The organism is Streptomyces malaysiensis subsp. malaysiensis (assembly GCF_040653035.1).
Classification (GTDB): domain Bacteria; phylum Actinomycetota; class Actinomycetes; order Streptomycetales; family Streptomycetaceae; genus Streptomyces; species Streptomyces malaysiensis.
In genome coordinates, this window is the sequence record NZ_JBEZNG010000004.1 from 379,586 (window position 1) to 397,535 (window position 17,950).

The 17,950-nt window shown below is 72.1% G+C and carries 14 protein-coding genes and 1 pseudogene; 5 read left to right on the forward strand and 10 right to left on the reverse strand.

Annotated elements, in window-relative coordinates:
* Window positions 1-11 precede the first annotated feature (11 nt).
* The 4 genes from pucL to AB0E24_RS11240 form a co-directional block, all read right to left on the reverse strand.
* Complete coding sequence (gene pucL, locus AB0E24_RS11225) at window positions 12-893, reverse strand: factor-independent urate hydroxylase (RefSeq protein ID WP_359376198.1); 882 nt, start codon at window positions 891-893, stop codon at window positions 12-14.
* Between the two features lie 5 nt (window positions 894-898).
* Window positions 899-1,768, reverse strand: a complete 870-nt coding sequence (uraD, locus tag AB0E24_RS11230) for a 2-oxo-4-hydroxy-4-carboxy-5-ureidoimidazoline decarboxylase (protein ID WP_359376200.1) — start codon at window positions 1,766-1,768, stop codon at window positions 899-901.
* Between the two features lie 146 nt (window positions 1,769-1,914).
* Window positions 1,915-2,286, reverse strand: a complete 372-nt coding sequence (locus tag AB0E24_RS11235) for a helix-turn-helix domain-containing protein (RefSeq protein ID WP_069867095.1) — start codon at window positions 2,284-2,286, stop codon at window positions 1,915-1,917.
* Window positions 2,283-2,534, reverse strand: coding sequence for a hypothetical protein (locus AB0E24_RS11240; protein ID WP_069867096.1), 252 nt, complete (start codon window positions 2,532-2,534; stop codon window positions 2,283-2,285). Before AB0E24_RS11240 ends, AB0E24_RS11235 begins: the two co-directional genes overlap by 4 nt.
* A 138-nt stretch (window positions 2,535-2,672) precedes the next feature.
* On the opposite strand from AB0E24_RS11240, the gene AB0E24_RS11245 reads away from it, so the two are divergent.
* The gene (locus AB0E24_RS11245) at window positions 2,673-3,377 is read left to right on the forward strand and encodes a hypothetical protein (RefSeq protein ID WP_069867097.1); all 705 of its coding nucleotides are present in this window, start codon (window positions 2,673-2,675) and stop codon (window positions 3,375-3,377) included.
* Window positions 3,378-3,511: 134 nt separating this feature from the next.
* Window positions 3,512-4,276, forward strand: coding sequence for a neutral zinc metallopeptidase (locus tag AB0E24_RS11250; protein WP_232637385.1), 765 nt, complete (start codon window positions 3,512-3,514; stop codon window positions 4,274-4,276).
* Window positions 4,277-4,433: 157 nt separating this feature from the next.
* Here AB0E24_RS11250 and AB0E24_RS11255 read toward each other — a convergent pair whose 3' ends face one another.
* Both AB0E24_RS11255 and AB0E24_RS11260 read right to left on the reverse strand, forming a co-directional pair.
* Window positions 4,434-6,158, reverse strand: coding sequence for an AMP-binding protein (locus AB0E24_RS11255; protein ID WP_079259355.1), 1,725 nt, complete (start codon window positions 6,156-6,158; stop codon window positions 4,434-4,436).
* 73 nt (window positions 6,159-6,231) lie between these two features.
* The gene (locus tag AB0E24_RS11260) at window positions 6,232-7,974 is read right to left on the reverse strand and encodes an AMP-binding protein (RefSeq protein ID WP_359376203.1); all 1,743 of its coding nucleotides are present in this window, start codon (window positions 7,972-7,974) and stop codon (window positions 6,232-6,234) included.
* A gap of 85 nt (window positions 7,975-8,059) precedes the next feature.
* On the opposite strand from AB0E24_RS11260, the gene AB0E24_RS11265 reads away from it, so the two are divergent.
* From AB0E24_RS11265 to AB0E24_RS11275, 3 genes are all read left to right on the forward strand, one after another.
* Window positions 8,060-9,016: a helix-turn-helix transcriptional regulator gene (locus tag AB0E24_RS11265; RefSeq protein WP_069867101.1), complete on the forward strand. Its 957-nt coding sequence runs from the start codon at window positions 8,060-8,062 to the stop codon at window positions 9,014-9,016.
* Between the two features lie 482 nt (window positions 9,017-9,498).
* Window positions 9,499-10,671: a magnesium and cobalt transport protein CorA gene (locus AB0E24_RS11270; protein ID WP_079259353.1), complete on the forward strand. Its 1,173-nt coding sequence runs from the start codon at window positions 9,499-9,501 to the stop codon at window positions 10,669-10,671.
* Between the two features lie 143 nt (window positions 10,672-10,814).
* A complete protein-coding gene (locus AB0E24_RS11275) occupies window positions 10,815-11,705 on the forward strand; it encodes a phosphatidylinositol-specific phospholipase C (RefSeq protein WP_069867103.1) in 891 nt (296 codons plus the stop codon).
* 9 nt (window positions 11,706-11,714) lie between these two features.
* On the opposite strand, the gene AB0E24_RS11280 is transcribed toward AB0E24_RS11275, so the two are convergent.
* From AB0E24_RS11280 to AB0E24_RS11295, 4 genes and pseudogenes are all read right to left on the reverse strand, one after another.
* Window positions 11,715-13,430 (reverse strand): glycoside hydrolase family 6 protein, encoded by a 1,716-nt coding sequence (locus tag AB0E24_RS11280; protein WP_359376207.1) that lies wholly within the window; start codon window positions 13,428-13,430, stop codon window positions 11,715-11,717.
* Window positions 13,431-13,607: 177 nt separating this feature from the next.
* Window positions 13,608-14,759, reverse strand: a complete 1,152-nt coding sequence (locus AB0E24_RS11285; protein ID WP_359376210.1) for an XdhC family protein — start codon at window positions 14,757-14,759, stop codon at window positions 13,608-13,610.
* 95 nt (window positions 14,760-14,854) lie between these two features.
* Entirely contained in the window at window positions 14,855-17,254 is a 2,400-nt protein-coding gene (pucD, locus tag AB0E24_RS11290) for a xanthine dehydrogenase subunit D (RefSeq protein ID WP_359376212.1), read from the reverse strand.
* 2 nt (window positions 17,255-17,256) lie between these two features.
* A pseudogene (locus AB0E24_RS11295) lies at window positions 17,257-17,487 on the reverse strand ((2Fe-2S)-binding protein); the annotation flags it as partial.
* Window positions 17,488-17,950: the final 463 nt, after the last annotated feature.

Here is a 17,950-nt window from a genome sequence, read left to right on the forward strand (position 1 = left end):
GCGCGGTCGCGTCAGTCGGTGGGGATCCTGGCCTCGACGCCGTCCCGCAGCACGGTGGCCTCGATGAGCCCGTACGGCCGGTCGGCGGCGAAGTAGACCTCGTTGTCGTTGGTGAGGCCGAAGGGTTCCAGATCGACCAGGAAGTGGTGGTTGTTGGGCAGCGAGAGCCGTATCTCGTCGATCTCGGGCCGGCGCTCGATCACCCGCGTGCCCATCTGGTAGAGCGTCTGCTGGAGCGAGAGGGAGTAGGTCTCGGCGAACGCGCTCAGCAGATGGCCGCGCGCCTCGGCGTGGGCGTGGTCCCAGTCCGGCATCGGCCGGGTGTCATCGCTCCAGCCGTAGCGCCAGCGGGCGTGCACATCGGTGGCGAGGATGCGGTCGTGGGCCTCCTGGAGCGTGGTGTACCTGTCCTTGACATAGCCCCAGAACTCGGAGTCCGTGGTGTTCAGGACGGTGAGGCCGGTGAGCCCGGAGATCACCTCCCAGCGCTCGCCGTCATAGCCGATCTGGGCGGTGCGGACCTCCTGGCCGCGGCGGACGAAGGAGTGCTGGGCGCTCCCGGACGTCTCGATCCGCTCCCATCCGTACTCCTCGACGCGGACGCGGGCGCGGTGGATGGACTCCTGGCCGGTGACGAAGTGGCGGGCCAGCCGGACGCCGAACTCCTCGGCCGTGTCGATGCCGTGCTCCTTGGCGAAGGCGTACACGGTGTTCTTGGTGGTGTCGGTCGTCAGGACATTGGCATTGCTGCCGGAGAGGTGGACCGCCGCCATCTCCCCGGACAGCGCCACCGAGACGCTGAGGTCCTTGATGTGGTGCACGGCGCCGTCGCGCACCACCCGGACGACGCGGGTTTCGGCTTTGCCGTACTGGTTCTGGCCGAGCGTGGGCATCGGTGCTAGCTCCCTCGGTAGACGGAGTAGCCGAACGGGGTGAGCAGCAGCGGTACGTGGTAGTGCTCACCCGGCTCGACGGCGAAGGCGACCGCGACCTCCGGGAAGAAGGCGTGGGTCAGATACGGCCCGGTCTCGAAGCGCAGCCGTGCGTGGGTGGTGCCCTCGGGGAGGGCGGGCAGATCCGTGCAGCGCCCGTCGGCGTCGGTGAGGGAGTCGGCGTGCGCCGCCCACTCCGCACCGGGCCCCGAGCGGACGGCCAGCTCGACGACCACGCCCACGGCGGGGCGGCCGATGCTGGTGTCCAGGATGTGGGTGGACACGGATGTGGCGCCGCTCGCCATCGCCGCTCTCCTTCCGCCGGGGCCCGCGGGGCCTGAAAGGGTTTCCACCAGCCGGGTCAGCCGGATGCGATTGATCTTTCCCAGTTCGGTGCGGACGATCTCGCGCTCGGTGTCGGCGTCATGGTGGATCCGCTCGCGCAGCGCGGCCAGCATCTCCTCGCCGGTGCGGCCGGTGGCGCAGATCAGGAAGACATGGCCATGGCGCTCCTGGTAGGCGAGGTTCAGCTCCAGCAGCTCCGCGCGCTCCGCGTCCCGTACGCCGCTCTGCTCCCGTGCCGAGGCGGCGTCGCCCGAAGTCGGCCGCCCTATGGGCGGATGCGCGGCCATCGCCTCGGCCAGGTCGGCGGCGGTGAGCCCGGTCATGGCCGCGTCGGAGGCGTCGAGCAGCTCCCCGACCGTGGCGTACGGCCGCCCGCCCGCCACGGCCGCGCCCCAGGTCCGGCCGGCGCACACCGTACGCAGCATCGCGGCGGCGTCCGGGTCGTCCACCGCGTTGAACCGGGCCAGCCCCGGCGGAGCACTGGAAGTCACTCTCGCAAGCTAGGAGGCTCCCTCGCCGGGCGTCAACACTTTGTTGAAAAATCCGCGTAACGGGAGCCCCGCCGGTCGCTCCGTAGCGGGGGTACGCAGATGGGGTACGCAGATGGAGGTACGCGAGGGGCGCGTACCGGCTCAGGTCACTCCCCGCTCTTCTCGCGGTTGAGGTAGTTGTAAACGGTGAAGCGGCTCACCCCGAGGGCCCCGGCGACCGTTTCGACGCCGTGGCGCACGGAGAAGGCGCCGCGCTGTTCGAGGTGGCGGACGACGGACTGCTTGGTCTTGCGGTCGAGGGCCGAGAGCGGCACACCGTGGCGGCGCTGGAGGTCGGCGAGGATGTGGTCGAGCGAGTCCGAGAGATGCGGCAGCCTTACGGCCACCACCGGGCGGCCCTCCCAGGAGAGCACCACATCGTCCCCCCGGGCCCGGTCCGGGGCGATCAGCTCACCGCCCATGGCGTCCACGAGCGGTTTCACCGCGGCGGCGAAGGGGTGGTCGGCCGGTACGCTCACGCCTCGGCCTCCCCGATGACATTGACCTGGAGCGAGATCCGGGTGGCACCGGCTTCGAGGGAGCTGCGCAGCAGCCGGTCCACGGCCTCCAGCACCGCCTCCGCCCCGCCCTCGGCGGTGTTGCCGAAGGGGCCGACGTCGACGGTGTCCAGCGCGGCGGCCTGAACGGTCTCGCGGGCCGCCACCGCATGCGGCGGCACCTCGTCGAGGTCGAACGGTTCGGTGGTGAACTCAACCCTCAATCTCACGCCGCCAACCTACTGCGTCACGCCGTAACACGGCGCCCCCACTACGGGGGACCAAACGCCCAAGTCCCTCCCGGCGGCGGCCCGCTTCGGGGAGCATGGACGGATACCCTGTCCGCCCTTCCTCCACGGAGCGCCCCGATGACAGACAACGTGCCGGTGCGTTGTCCCGCGTGCCGTCGCGAGCAGTCGTTCACACCGCCCACCTTCCCCTGTGCGTGCGGTGCGCCGGTCACCCTGCCCGTCCTCCGCGACGGCACCCCGGAGGAGCTCGGCCACCGCACCTGGGAGAACCTCTGGGTGGCGGTGAACTGCCCGTCCTGCGGCCGCCAGGGTCACTGGCCGCAGCCGGAGCTGGGCTGCGACTGCGGCGCGGTGGTCCGCGTGCCCGTGGCCGTCGCGCCGCCCCTGGCCGGCCTGGGTGCGGCGGCCGGACTCGGCGGCGCGGCGGTGCGGCGCCCGGCGTTCCGGCCGGTGACGATCCGTACGGCGCGGGACGCGGTCACCGCCGCCGCGCAGTATCTGAAGTGGCTCGGCTTCCGCGGTCTGCGGCCCTCGGACGACCGGGCCGCCTCCGGGGTGGATCTCTACGGGACGGGCGTGGTCGCCCAGGTCGATCCGACCACCCGCCCCACCGGGCTGCGGGACATCGAGTGCCTGTGGCTGAACGGGCTCCAGAAGTCGGCCATGAGCGTCTTCTTCTCGCTCGCGGGCTACGCGCGGGAGGCGCGGGCGCGCGCCGACGCGCTGCATCTGCCGCTGTTCATCATGGATCTGACCGGCACCCCGCAGCCCGTCAACGACCCGGCGGACGCGCTGATCCGGATGGGGCCGCCGGACGGCTGACCCCGTCGGCACTTGTGCTCATGACCGGGGAACGCTTCCGTTGAGGGGCCACTGAGGGACCGCTGAGAGGCCGCTGAGGGGCCGCCCTCCACCGTTCACCCGTCCCATCCGCTCGACCGGCCGGAGGCCGAACGATGGCTGTTCCGTGGTACCCGAGGTCATGGGCCGCGCTCATCGCCGCACTGACCCTCCTTCTGGTGACCGGCTGCGCAGGCGGCGACGAGCCGCCGCCCACGGTGGAGAGCTCCTCGGCCGCCCCCGGGCCCCCGTCCGGCACACCCGCCCCGCCCACGAGCGCCACTGGCGGCGACGGCACCGGAGGCGACGGTGGAAAGAGCGTGGAGGGCGACATCGACGCGGCGGTCTCCGTCACCAACACCTACTGGCAGACCCATTGGCCGCAGCTGTTCACCGGCGGCTACAACCCGCCCCGGCTGCTGGGGGCCTACGACGGCGGCACCCCCGGCTCCCCGGTGTGCGGCAGCGAGCCCCTCCCCGACGACAACGCCGTCTACTGCCCGGACGGCGACTACATAGCGTGGGACATGGATCTGATGCGCTGGGGCCATGCGCGGGGTGACGCCTGGGTCTATCTGGTGATCGCCCATGAGTGGGGCCACGCCGTCCAGAACCGTCTGGACGCGGGCCTGGTCGACCTGGCCCGTGAGCTCCAGGCCGACTGCCTGGCCGGGGCGGTCCTCTTCGGCGCCGCGCAGGACGGGACGCTCACGTTCGAGGAGGGCGACACCGAGGAGCTGGCGGACGCCCTGACCGCACTCGCCGACAGAACCCCGTGGACCGATATCGCCGACCACGGCGACGCCTCCCAGCGGGTCTCCTACTTCAGCCGTGGCGCGCGCTCGGGGGTGAAGTCCTGCCTGCCGAACGCCATCGAGTGACGGGCAGCGGCGTGGGGCGGCCGGTGACAGGGTCCGGTGACGGGCAGGGTGTGACAGCGGCCCGGTGACGGGCGGCGGTTCCCGGGCGCGGGTGATGGGCGGCGGTTCCCGGCGCGGGGTTGTGGGCCCCTGCTGTGACAGAGGGGCCCGCATCTCATCAGTGGTGCGCGGCCTGGGGTTCGGCCCGCTCGACCGGTGTTTCCGATCTGGCCGGATCGGCCTCGGACCGGGTTTCGGGCAGCAGCTCCCGGGCGGCCGCCTCGCGCAGCTCGACCTTGCGGACCTTGCCGCTGACCGTCATCGGGAAGGCGTCCATGAGCCGCAGATAGCGGGGGACCTTGTAGTGGGCGAGGCGGCCCCGGCAGAAGCGGGAGAGCTCATCGCGGGTGAGGGTCCTGGCGCCCTCGCGCAGGATCACGCAGGCCAGGATCTCCTCGCCGTACTTCTCGTCCGGTACGCCGACCACCTGCACATCCGCGATCTTGGGGTGGGTGTGCAGAAACTCCTCGATCTCCCGCGGATAGACGTTCTCCCCACCACGGACGATCATGTCCTTGATCCGGCCGACGATCTGGACGTATCCCTCTCCGTCCATCACCGCGAGGTCGCCGGTGTGCATCCAGCGCGCCGAGTCGATCGCCTCGTCGGTCCGCTCGGGCTCCTGCCAGTAGCCGAGCATCACCGAGTAGCCGCGGGTGCACAGCTCGCCACGGGTGCCTCGGGGCACGGTCGCCCCGGTCGCCGGGTCGACGATCTTGACCTCGACATGCGGCATCACCTGGCCGACGGTCGAGGTACGGCGTACGAGCTCGTCATCGGGCCTGGTCTGGGTGGAGACCGGTGAGGTCTCGGTCATGCCGTAGCAGATGGACACCTCCTCCATGTGCATCTCGGCGACCACCCGCCGCATCACCTCCACCGGACAGGGCGATCCGGCCATGATCCCGGTGCGCAGCGAGCTGAGGTCGAAGGTGGCGAAGTCCGGCAGGGCCAGCTCGGCGATGAACATGGTGGGGACGCCGTACAGCGCGGTGCAGCGCTCCCGTTCGACGGCGGCCAGGGTGGCGACGGGGTCGAAGCCGGGGGCGGGGATGACCACGCAGGCGCCGTGGGTGGCGGCCGCGAGGTTGCCCATCACCATGCCGAAGCAGTGGTAGAAGGGCACCGGCACACAGATCCGGTCCGCGGAGGTGTAGCGGACGGTCTCCCCCACGAAGAAGCCGTTGTTGAGGATGTTGTGGTGGGAGAGGGTGGCGCCCTTGGGGAAGCCGGTGGTGCCGGAGGTGTACTGGATGTTGACCGCGTCGTCGCAGCCGATCCGGGCCTCCCGCTCGGCCAGCCGCCCGGGGGCCACATCGGCTCCGGCGCGCACCAGACCGTCCCAGGTCCGGTCGCCGATGTAGATGACATCGCGTAGCGCGGGGCAGGCCGACCGCACCTGCTCGACCATCCGGCGGTAGTCGCTGGTCTTGTGTGCGGTGGAGGAGACCAGGACCGAGATTCCGGCCTGCTGGAGTACGTACCGCAGCTCATGGACGCGGTACGCGGGGTTGATATTGACCATGATGGCGCCGATGCGGGCGGTGGCGTACTGCAACAGCACCCATTCGGGGCAGTTGATGGCCCAGATACCGACCCGGTCGCCCTTGGCGACCCCCTTGGCCATCAGCCCGAGCGCGACCTCCTCGACCGACCGGCCGAACTCGGCGTAGGTCCATCGTCGGCCGGAGGGGATGTCGACGAGCGCCTCGCGCTCGCCGTACAGCTCGACGGCGCGGCCCAGGGCGGTGCCGATGGTCTCGCCGAGCAGCGGGAGGTCACTGGGGCCGCTGGCGTAGGAGAGCCCGGCTGAGCTCGGTGGGTCGGAGGTCAGGTCGGTCATGGGAGCTCCTTGTGTTCACGTTCACGTACGCCTTCACGTTCGTGAGGGTGGGTCATCATATGAGCGTCAGTCATCAGATCTCCTCATGAAACTCGATACCGCCCCCCTGTGCCGTACGTTCACGCAGCTCGATCCGGCGAATCTTCCCGGAAACCGTCTTGGGGAGGTCGGCGAACTCCAATCGGCGGATCCGCTTGTACGGCGCGAGCACCGCGCGGGAGTGCGCGAACAGCGTCTTCGCGGTGTCCGGGCCGGGCTCCCAGCCCTCCGCGAGCACGATGTACGCCTTCGGCACGGCGAGCCGCACCGGATCGGGGGCCGGGACGACGGCGGCCTCCGCGACCGCCTCGTGCTCCAGCAGCGCGCTCTCCAGCTCGAACGGTGAGATCTTGTAGTCGGACGCCTTGAAGACGTCGTCGGCGCGGCCGATGTAGGTGATGTAGCCGTCGGCGTCGCGCGAACCGATGTCCCCGGTGCGGTAGTAGCCGCCCGCGGTGGCCTCGGCGGTGCGCTCCTCATCGCCCTCGTAGCCGGTCATCAGGCCGACGGGGCGGCCCTCGGGGCCGGTGAGGTCGAGGCAGATCTCGCCCTCCTCGCCGGGCCGCCCGGTGACCGGATCGAGCAGGGCGACCCGGAACCCGGGGGTCGGCCGCCCCATCGAACCGGGCTTGAGCGGCTGTCCGGGGCTGTTGGCCACCTGAACGGCGGTCTCGGTCTGGCCGAAACCGTCCCGGATGGTCACCCCCCAGGCGCGCCGCACATGCTCGATGACCTCGGGGTTGAGCGGCTCGCCCGCGGCGACGGCCTCACGGGGCGGGGTGCGCAGCAAGGTGAGATCGGCCTGGATGAGCATCCGCCAGACGGTGGGCGGGGCACAGAAGGTGGTGATGCCGCAGCGGTCCATCTCGGCCATCAGACGGGTGGCGTCGAAGCGCGTGTAGTTGTGGACGAAGACAGTGGCCTCGGCGTTCCACGGGGCGAAGAGATTCGACCAGGCGTGCTTGGCCCATCCGGGGGAGGAGATGTTGAGGTGGACGTCGCCCGGCCGGACCCCGATCCAGTACATCGTCGACAGATGTCCGATCGGGTACGAGATATGAGTGTGCTCGACCAGCTTGGGGCGGGCGGTGGTGCCGGAGGTGAAGTACAGCATCAGGGGGTCGGTGGCGAGGGTGGGGCCGTCGGGGACGAAGGGGTCGTCGGTGTCGGTGGCATCCGCTGTGGTGGCCGCCGGGCCGTTCGCGGTGATGTCCGCCGGGACGGCCGAGGTTCCGGCGTCCTCGTAGGCGAGCCAGCCCGCGGACGCGCCGCCGACCGCGATCCGGGTGTAGTCGCCCGCCACGTCCGCGAACTTGCCGGTGTCCCCGGCCCGGACGATCACATGCCCCGCCCGGCCGCGCTCGATGCGGTCGGCGAGGTCGAGCGGGCCGAGCAGCGGCGTGGCGGGGATGACCACGGCGCGCAACTTCATCGCGGCCAGCGCGGTCTCCCACAGCTCGACCTGGTTGCCGAGCATGACCACGATGCGGTCACCGGCCCGGACGCCCCGGTCGCGCAGCCAGTTCGCGGCCCGGTTGGAGCGGCGGCGCAGCGCCTCGAACGTCAGGCGGATCTCGCTCCCGTCCTCCTCGACGATGTGCAGTGCGGCGCGGTCGCCGCTCCGCGCGGCGATCCCGTCGAACCAGTCCAGGGCCCAGTTGAACCGCTCCGGGCGTGGCCAGCCGAACCCCTCGTACGCCGCCGTGTAGTCCTCGCGGTGGCCGAGCAGGAAGTCCCGTGCCGCGCGGAAGTCGTGGGACGGATTGATTGCTGTCACTTGTCCTCCTGAATGGCGTACCGCTCGCTAGCATCGTGCGACGGGTGATCTGAGTCTCACTACCCCCGGACGGGGGTGGCGCTGGATGCGGGAGGTGGCCGTGGCGGGATCGGACGGGGTCGTCGACGTACGGAGCACACTTCAGCGGATGCGCCGACGCGGTGGGCTGCCCGTCGCGTTCGGCGGACTGTCCTCCGGCTCGCGGCAGTTCCGGATCTCGGAACTCACCGGCACCACGACCAACTCCCTACGGGACCTGGCCATCACACCCGGCAACGGCCTGGGCGGCAAGGTCCTCACCATGTCCCGGCCGATCTCAGTGGCGGACTACCCCACCTCGCGGGCGATCAGCCATGAGTACGACGCGGCGGTGGGTGCGGAAGGGCTGCGCTCGATGCTCGCGGTGCCGGTGGTGGTGCGCGGGCAGGTGCGCGGAGTGCTGTACGGCGCGCTGCGCCAGCCGCTGCTGCTCGGCGACCGCGCGCTGAGCGCGGCGGTGGAGGCGGCCCGCGAGCTGGAGCGGGCGCTGGAGCGCGAACTGGCGCAGGAGCTGGCGGCGCGGGACGAGGCGCGGCGGCTGCTGGCGGAGGCGCGGCAGCGGCGGCAGCGGGCGCGGTGGGCGCCGACGGCGGAATCGGTGGAGTCGTTGGCGTCGGTGGAATCGCTGGAGTCGGTGGCGGGGACCGATCCGGCGGTGTGGGAGGAGGTGCGCGAGGCCCATGGCGATCTGCGGGCCCTGGCGCACCGGGTGCCCGACCCCCAGCTGCGGGCGGAGATTCTCACCGCGTGCGGGCGGCTGGCCAGGGCCACGTCGGGGCGCGGCCGGGAGCGGGACCGACCGCACGGGGTGGATCTGTCGCCGCGCGAGGTGGATGTGCTGGCGTGTGTGGCGTCGGGGGCGACGAATTCGGCGGCGGCGGAGCGGTTGGGGTTGCGGCCGGAGACGGTCAAGAGCTATTTGCGGTCGTCCATGCGGAAGTTGGGGGCCCGCACCCGTCTCCACGCGGTGGTCGAGGCCCGCCGCGCGGGGCTGCTGCCTTAGCGCGCGTTCTCGGGTCGGTTGGGTGCGGCGTCGTTTCGCGCCTTCGGCGCGTTTGAGCAGCGGAGCAGGGGGTGGGAGGCGCGGCAGCGTCGCCGGGCGCCGGGTCGGCGGGGGTGGGCGGCGGTTGCGGCTTCCGCGGCCCGGGAGCGAGGTCTCTCCGGACTGCGGGCCTGCGGGGCCTTGGCCTCTCCGGGCCACGGGCCCTCTGGGTACCCCTTCGGAAATTGCTTGATCTGGAGCAACTATCGCATCAAGTGGTTGCTTCCCCTGGTCCGCCGCTCCCCCGGGGCGCACCACGGTCATATGGGGCGATATCCTGCACTGAGGTCAGTGCTCACGACACGGGAGGTGAGGTCCATGGACGGTGAACCTCCCAGTCGTATGCCGCGAGGTGCCGCCCCGGCCCGTACGCGCTGAGCACGACGCCCGGCTCGGCTCGGAGGTGGCGCCGCTCCGAGCCCGCTATCCGTAAAGGACCCGCCATGTCCGAGCGCCGCCGCACCCCGCGTCCCACGAAGCGGTACCCCTGGCAGCGTCCCGCCGGGGCCGACGCCACACCGCGCCCCGCGCCGGGGCCGCGGCGCGGCGAGCCGCCGGCCGCGTCGGCCGATGGGGCCCCGCCGGAGATCGACGAGCGCAGTGTGGTGGACGCGGCCGTGTACCGCGGCGGCCGCCGGGTCGGCACTCCCGATTCCCTCGCCGCCACCTATCGGCGGCTGCGCGAGGAGACGGGTGCCATGGCGTGGATCGGGCTGTACCGGCCGAGCGAGGCCGAGCTGCTCTCGCTGGCCGAGGAGTTCGATCTGCACAAGCTGGCCATCGAGGACGCTCTGGAGGCCCATCAGCGGCCCAAGCTGGAGCGCTACGGCGAGACGCTCTTCGTAGTGCTGCGAGCCGCGCGCTATCTCGACGCGCCCGAGGAGGTGGACTTCGGCGAGTTGCACGTCTTCGTGGGCCCCGACTTCGTCATCACCGTCCGGCACGGCGCCGCCCCGGACCTGTCCGCGGTGCGGGCCCGGATGGAGTCCACCCCCGAGCTGCTGGCGCTGGGCCCCGAGGCCGTGCTGTACGCGATTCTCGACGCGGCCGTGGACGGCTACGCCCCGGTGGTGGCGGGGGTGCAGAACGATATCGACGAGATCGAGACCGAGGTCTTCCGCGGCGACCCCGAGGTGTCGCGGCGCATCTATGAGCTCTCCCGCGAAATGGTGGAGTTCCAGCGCGCCACCCGCCCGCTGGTCGGGATGTTGCACGGACTGATGGCGGGGTTCGACAAATACGGCACCGACGAGGAGCTCCAGCGCTATTTGCGGGACGTCGCCGACCACGTCACCCACACCAGCGAGCGCGTGGACGGCTTCCGCTCCGCCCTCACCGACATCCTCGCGGTCAACGCCACCCTGGTGACCCAGCAGCAGAACGCCGAGATGCGGGCGCTGGCCGAGGCGGGTTTCGAGCAGAACGAGGAGGTCAAGAAGATCTCCGCATGGGCGGCGATCCTCTTCGCGCCCACTTTGGTCGGCACCATCTACGGGATGAACTTCACCCATATGCCGGAGCTGAAGTGGGTGTGGGGATACCCGTTCGCGATCCTGCTGATGGCGGTGGTCTGCGTCAGCCTGTACATCATCTTCAAACGCCGCGACTGGCTCTGACGGCGCCCCAACTCAACCGGCTGGATCGGCGGTTCTAGGGAATCCCTCGATGAACCGCTGATTCAGCCGTTTTCCGTAGCCCCTCCCATCCGTTTGTGCTTCGATGCCGTGCGGCACGGGCAGGCGAGCGAGGGAGTGGGCGTATGGACCGGCGAGGGTTCCTCATGGGCGCGGCCGCGCTCTCCACCGCGGGGCTGGTCACCGCCATCGGCGGTGCCACGACGGCCACCGCCGCGCCGCCCAGGCTGACGGCCGCCCAGGACTGGCTGTCGGCCATCGCCGACGCCACCCCGGTCCAGCGGCTGACCCTGCCCGGAAGCCATGACTCCGGCGCCCGCTTCGGCGGTCCGTGGACGGAGTGTCAGAACACCACCATCGCCGACCAGCTGAACAGCGGCATCCGCTTCCTGGACATCCGCTGCCGCGCCTTCGAGAACGCCTTCCCCATCCACCACGGCGCCTTCTACCAGAACCTCAACTTCGACGATGTGCTCGGCGCCTGCCGCTCCTTCCTCTCCGCGCATCCGTCGGAGACCGTGCTGATGCGGGTCAAGCAGGAGTACTCGGAGGAGAGCGCCGCGGAGTTCCGCCGGATCTTCGACACCTATCTGGACGACAAGGGCTGGCGCTCGCTGTTCCGCCTGGACAACACCCTCCCCACCCTGGGCCAGGCCCGGGGCAGGGTGGTGCTGCTCGCCGACTCGGACAACATGCCGGGGGTGCGGTACGGCGACGGGTCGCTCTTCGACATCCAGGACGACTACATGGCGGAGCCCATCGGCAAGTACCCCAAGATCGAGGCGCAGTTCCGCAAGGCGGCGGCCGAGCCCGGCAAGCTGTTCATCAACTATGTGTCCACCGCCGCCCTGCTGCCGCCCCGCTCCAACTCGGACCGGCTCAACCCCCGGGTGAAGTCGTTCCTGGAGGGCGCCGAGACACAGGGCTGGACCGGGCTCGGGATCGTTCCGATGGACTTCCCGAACACCACGTCCGGCCTGGTCGACGCCCTCGTCCGGCACAATCCGGCGGGCTGACCGCGACGGTCAGCGGCCGGCGGTCCGGCGGAAGACCTTGACCGCGGGGTCCGCGTAGCGCACGAGCTCCAGCGCCTGGTCGGGGAACCACTCCCCGGCCTCGGGGTTGACCGTGCCGCGCACCGGGTCCAGGGGCCCGTCCGTGCCGCGCAGGCACCGCCCGTCCGACTCGCCCGGCGTCTTCACCCACAGCGCGGCGTCCATCAGGGCGTCGCCGGTGTGGGTGGTGGGGCGCCTGCCCAGGCCCCGCCCCGGCGGGTTGCACCACGACTGCGCGTCGATGTGCCTGTCCCTGGGGGTCCAGGGGCCCTGGCCGTTGCGGCTGGTGTCGGTGACGTAGTGCTTCATACCGGCCGGGTCGTCGGGTGCGTGGGCGCGCAGCCAGCGGCGGGCGTGCCGCCGCGACCAGCTCTGGTCGGCGCACTTCTCGGGGTCCCCGCCCTCGTCCGCGTAGGCGAGGCAGGAGGAGATCAGCCGACCGTACCAGGTGCTGTCCGGGTCGGTCTGGTAGTGGGAGACATTGAGGGCGAAGCCGGTGGCGCGGTCGATCCCGGCCTTGATCAGACGGGGCACGATGCTGCTGACGGAGTGCCAGCCGGCGTGGCCCGCGTCCAGGTACACCGATGTCTGGCCGAGCGCGGTGAGGACGTCCACCGCGTAGTTGATTTCGGAGTAGCGGGCGGCGGTCTCCGGGTCCTCGACCACCGGGGTGTCCAGCTCGTCAGGGTCGACGGAGTTCCCGGGCTCCGGGGTCACCGGGTCGGGCGTGGGGAGCGGGGGCAGCTCGGGGAGAGTGCCGGGCTGCTCGGTGGAGGGCTCGGGGGCGGGGGTCTGGGACGCGGAGGGCTCGAGGGCGGCGGGCTCCTGGACTTCCGGGGGCTTGGGCGCCGGGGTCTCGGAGGTGGCGGGCAGCGCGTCCGGGAGCTGCTGCCCCGGGGTCTGCGCTGCCTCCTGGCCGGTGCCGGGGGCGGCCGTTCCGGTGGGCGGGGCCGTGGACGCGCCGGGGTCGGGCAGCGGCGGAAGTTCGGTGGGCGACTCCTCCGCGGCCGGCTGCTCCTGGGCAGCCGGTTGCCCGTCAGCGGCCGGTTGCCCATCGGCAGCTGATTGCCCATCGGCAGCTGTCTGCTCGTCCGCAGTTGTCTGCCCGTCGGCGGTTGTCTGCTCCTCGATGACGGTCTGCTGCTCGACGGCGGTCTGAGCGGCGTTCGAGGCGTCGGCGCAGTCGGAGGGCAGCAGCGCCAGCGAATCGGGTTCGAGGATGATCAGCACCTCGCGGTCGCCGATGCCCGCCGCGACGGCGTCGATCCACGCCTCGTACTCGGCGAGGCTGTCCGCTCCCCCGCTCGAATAGCTGCCGCAGTCACGGCCCGGGACGTTGTAGAGGGCGAGGACCGGCAGCCTCCCCTGCCAGTCGGCGCTCCGCGTCGTCCTGCGGACCAGCCGCTCGACCTGCTCCGGGGTCTCGTCCCCGTACCAGACCGCCTGCGGCGTCCGCACCATGGAGAGGAGCCCGGCGGAGTCGCGGAAGTCGCCCCGCCAGGCGAGCCGGGCCACCTGGCGGTAGGAGTCCCGGTCCGGAGGCGGGGCGTAGAGGCGGGTCATGCGCGAGGACTCGTCGTCGTCCTCCAGCACGGCCGCGCTCACCACGGGGCTCATCAGCAGGGGCAGGGTGGCAGCGGCCGCGACGGCCGTCGACACGGTGATGATCTTGCGTCTCTTACGCACGTGCGCACTCCAGGGGGCGGCAGGACCAAGGTCGGTTTCTGACTCTCACTCAGGAACCGGCACCCGGCAAATGAACCTTCCGCCAGCTGGCGGAGGGTTTTTCCCGCTCAGGAGTGGCCTTATGTCAGAAGATCCTTCTGTGATCTGATCTGTTTTTGGGTGACGAGGCGATCAGGCTCAGGCGACCGAGCCGATCCGCTCCGCGGGCTCCCGCGCGTCGTGGTGGATCGGGGTCCCGGAACCCGTCAGCGGCATTCCGCTGCCGCCCCGCCGGTGTGCCACGATCTCGCCCGCGATGGACAGTGCCGTCTCCTCGGGCGTACGGGCGCCGAGGTCGAGCCCGATCGGGGCGCGCAGCCGGGCCAGCTCCGGCTCGTCCACCCCGGCCTCGCGCAGCCGCCGCAGCCGGTCCCGGTGGGTGCGGGCGGAGCCCATGGCGCCGACGTACGCCACCGGCAGCCGCAGCGCCCGCTCCAGCAGCGGCACATCGAACTTCGCGTCGTGGGTGAGCACGCACAGCACCGTGCGGGCGTCCACCTCGGTCCCGTCGAGATAGCGGTGCGGCCAGTCGACGACCACCTCGTCGGCGTCCGGGAAGCGGAGCGCGGTCGCGAAGACCGGACGGGCGTCGCAGACCGTGACGTGGTAGTTCAGGAACTTCCCGATCCGCACCAGCGCGCTCGCGAAGTCGACCGCCCCGAAGACGATCATGCGCGGCGGCGGCACGCTGGACTCGGCGAGCAGGGTGACCGGCCGCCCGCAGCGGCTCCCCTCGGCGCCGATGACCACGGTCGCGGTGCGCCCGGCGTCCAGCAGGGCGCGGGCCTCCGCGGCCGCCGTACGGTCCAACTCGGGGTGGCCGCCCAGGGTGCCGTCCCAGCCGCCGTCCGGGTGGACGAGCAGGGCGCCGCCCAGCAGCTCGGGCGGGCCGTCCACGATCCGGGCCAGCGCCGTCGTCCGGCCCTCGGCGGCGGCGGACGCCGCGGCGGCGAGCACCGGGCGCACCCGGCGGTCGGCCGCCGGGGCCGGGGTGACCAGGACATCGATGACCCCGCCGCAGGTCAGGCCGACCGCGAAGGCGTCCTCGTCGGAGTAGCCGAAGGTCTCGCGGACGGTCTCGCCGGTTTGCAGCGCCTCCTGGCACAGCTCGTACACCGCGCCCTCGACACAGCCGCCGGACACACTGCCGATCGCCGTGCCGTCGGCGTCCACGGCGAGGGCGGCGCCGGGCTGCCGGGGCGCGCTGCCGCCCACGGAGACCACGGTGGCGACGGCGAAGTCCCGGCCCTCCTCGCACCAACGGTGCAGCTCGGCGGCGATGTCCAGCATGGTGATCAGCTCCTTGAGGGCGGGTCTATAACCGGAACAACACATCTACCTTCCGATATCTGCCCCGGCCCGGGAGGGCGGCGGCGATGCCCTGGTCAGCGCCCGTCGATCAGATGCTCCGGACGGACCGGCACGCGCTTCAGGGGCAGGCCCGTGGCGGCGCGGATCGCGGCGACGACGGCCGGGGTCGAGGAGAGCGTGGGCGCCTCGCCGACACCGCGCAGCCCGTACGGGGCGTTGTCGTCGGCCAGCTCCAGCACCTCCACCGGCATGGCCGGGGTGTCCAGGATGGTGGGGATCAGATAGTCCGTGAACGACGGGTTGCGCACCCGCGCCCCGTCCGGCGAGACGACGATCTCCTCCATCACGGCGAGCCCCAGCCCCTGCGCCGAACCGCCGTGGATCTGCCCGACGACCGACAGCGGGTTGAGCGCCTTGCCCACGTCCTGCGCGGCCGCCAGCTCGACCACCTTGACCAGACCCAGCTCGGTGTCCACCTCGACGACCGCGCGATGGGCGCAGAAGGAGTACTGCACATGGCCGAACCCCTGTCCGGTGCGCGGATCGAACGGCTCGGTCGGCCGGTGCCGGAACTCCCGCTCCAGCTCGATCGCCCCGTCGCCGAGGATCTCGGCGAGGTCACCGATCACCTCGCCGCCGTCGGTGACCACCTTGCCGTCCGCCAGCCGCGGCGCCTCGGCCGCGGCCCACGCCGGGTGGGCGGCGCCGAACCGCTCACGGCCGCGCCGCAGCACCTCCTCCCGGACCGCCTCGCAGGTGTGTTTGATGGCGCCGCCCGTCATATACGTCTGGCGGGAGGCGGAGGTGGAGCCGGCCGAGCCGACCCGGGTGTCGGCCGGGTGGAGGGTGACCCGGTCCACGCCCAGCTCGGTGCGGGCGATCTGGGCGTGCACGGTGACACCGCCCTGGCCGACCTCGGCCATCGCGGTGTGCACCAGGGCCACCGGCTCGCCGCCGATCACCTCCAGCCGGATCCGGGCCGTGGAGTAGTCGTCGAAACCCTCGGAGAAGCCGACGTTCTTGATGCCGACCGCATAGCCCACTCCGCGCACCACGGACTCGCCGTGGGTGGTGTTGGACAGCCCGCCCGGCAGGGCCCGTACGTCCACCGGGCCGCCCGCCGCCTCCCAGGCGCGCTCGGGCGGCATCGGCCGCGCCTTGACCCGGCGCAGCAGCTCGGCGACCGGGGCCGGGGAGTCGACCAGTTGCCCCGTGGGCATGGTGGCGCCCTGGGACATGGCGTTGCGCTGCCGGAACTCCACCGGGTCGAGGCCGAGCTCGGCCGCCACCGCGTCCATCTGCGCCTCGTAGGCGAAGCACGCCTGGACGGCGCCGAAGCCGCGCATCGCACCGCAGGGCGGGTTGTTGGAGTAGAGGGCGATGGCCTCGGCATCGACGTTCTCGACGACATAGGGGCCGATCGACAGGGAGGCGGCGTTGCCGACCACCGCCGGGGAGGAGGAGGCGTACGCACCGCCGTCCAGGACGATCCGGCACTGGACGTAGAGCAGGGTGCCGTCGCGGGTCGCGCCATGTTCGTAGGTGAGCTTGGCGGGGTGGCGGTGGACATGGCCGAAGAAGGACTCGTACCGGTTGTAGACGATCTTGACGGGCCGTCCGGTGCGCAGCGCCAGCAGACATGCGTGGGCCTGCATGGACATGTCCTCGCGCGCGCCGAACGCCCCGCCCACCCCCGAAAGCGTCAGCCGCACCTTGTCCGCGGGCAGCCCGAGGACCGGGGCGAGCTGATCGCGGTCCACATGCAGCCACTGGGTGGCGATGTAGAGGTCCACACCGCCGTCCTCGGCGGGCACCGCGAGCCCCGACTCCGGGCCGAGGAACGCCTGGTCCTGCATGCCCACCTCGTAGTCCCGGCGGACCACCACATCGGCGCGGGCCCTGGCGGCGGCCACATCGCCGCGCCGGACCGGCTGCCGGTGCACGATGTTCGGATGCGGGACGTGGGCGGCGTGGTGGTCCCGGCGGCCGGGGTGGAGCAGCGGGGCGTCGGGTGCGGTGGCGGTGGCCTCGTCGACGACCAGCGGCAGCTCCTCGTACTCCACCGCGATCCGGGCGGCGGCGCGGCGGGCGGTCTCGGGGTGGTCGGCGGCGACGATCGCGACGGGCTCGCCGTGGTAGCGGACCCGGTCCTTCGCGAGCACCGGCTGGTCGCGGATCTCCAGGCCGTAGTGGGTCTCGGCGGGCAGGTCGGCGTGAGTCATCACGGCGTACACCCCGGGCAGGGCGAGCGCCTCGCCGGTGTCGATGGATCTGATCGCGGCGTGGGCGTGCGGGCTGCGCAGGGTGAAGCCCCACAGCATGTCCTCGTGCCACAGATCCGAGGAGTACGCGAACTCGCCGGTCACCTTGAGGGTGCCGTCGGGGCGCAGGGTGGACTCGCCGACGGTCCCCCTGGCGGCTCCGGTGGCCTGGGTGAGGGTGGTGGGGGCACTGGTGGTGCGGTCGGCCGCCATGGTCAGACCGCCTCCCCGGTGCGTGCGGCCGCCAGGCGGACCGCGTCCAGGATCTTCTCGTAGCCGGTGCAGCGGCAGAGGTTGCCGGAGAGCGCCTCGCGGATATCGGCGTCGGAGGGGTCGGGGTTGCGCTCCAGCAGCTCATCGGCGGCCACCAGCAGCCCCGGGGTGCAGAAGCCGCACTGGACGGCGCCCGCGTCGATGAACGCCTGCTGCACCGGGGCCAGCGGGGCGGCCTGCCCGGGGCGGGATGGCCCGGGCCGCCGGGGACGGACGGCCTCGGGCGCTACGGGGTGGCCCGCGTCGGGCCCCGCGTGACGGGCCGCATCAGGCTCGCCGGGGCGGCCCGTCCCGGGCCCCACGGGGCCGCCGACCCCGGACTTCCCCGGGCGGGCAGCCTCAGGCCCCACAGGGCGGCCGCCCCCGGGCTCCACGGGACGCGCCATATCAGGCTCTACGGGGCGGGCCTCGGGTGCCACGGATCGGGCCGCATCAGGCCCCACGGGGCGGGTCGCCCCAGGCGCCCCAGGATGGCCCGCCTCGGGCTGCTCGTCGGCGCGGCCGACCCCGGGCCCCCCGGGGCGGGCCTCGGGCTCCACGGGGCGGGCCTCGGGCTCCACGGGGCGGGCCTCGGGCTCCACGGGGCGGGCCTCGGGCTCCACGGGGCGGGCCTCGGGCTCCACGGGGCGGGCCACG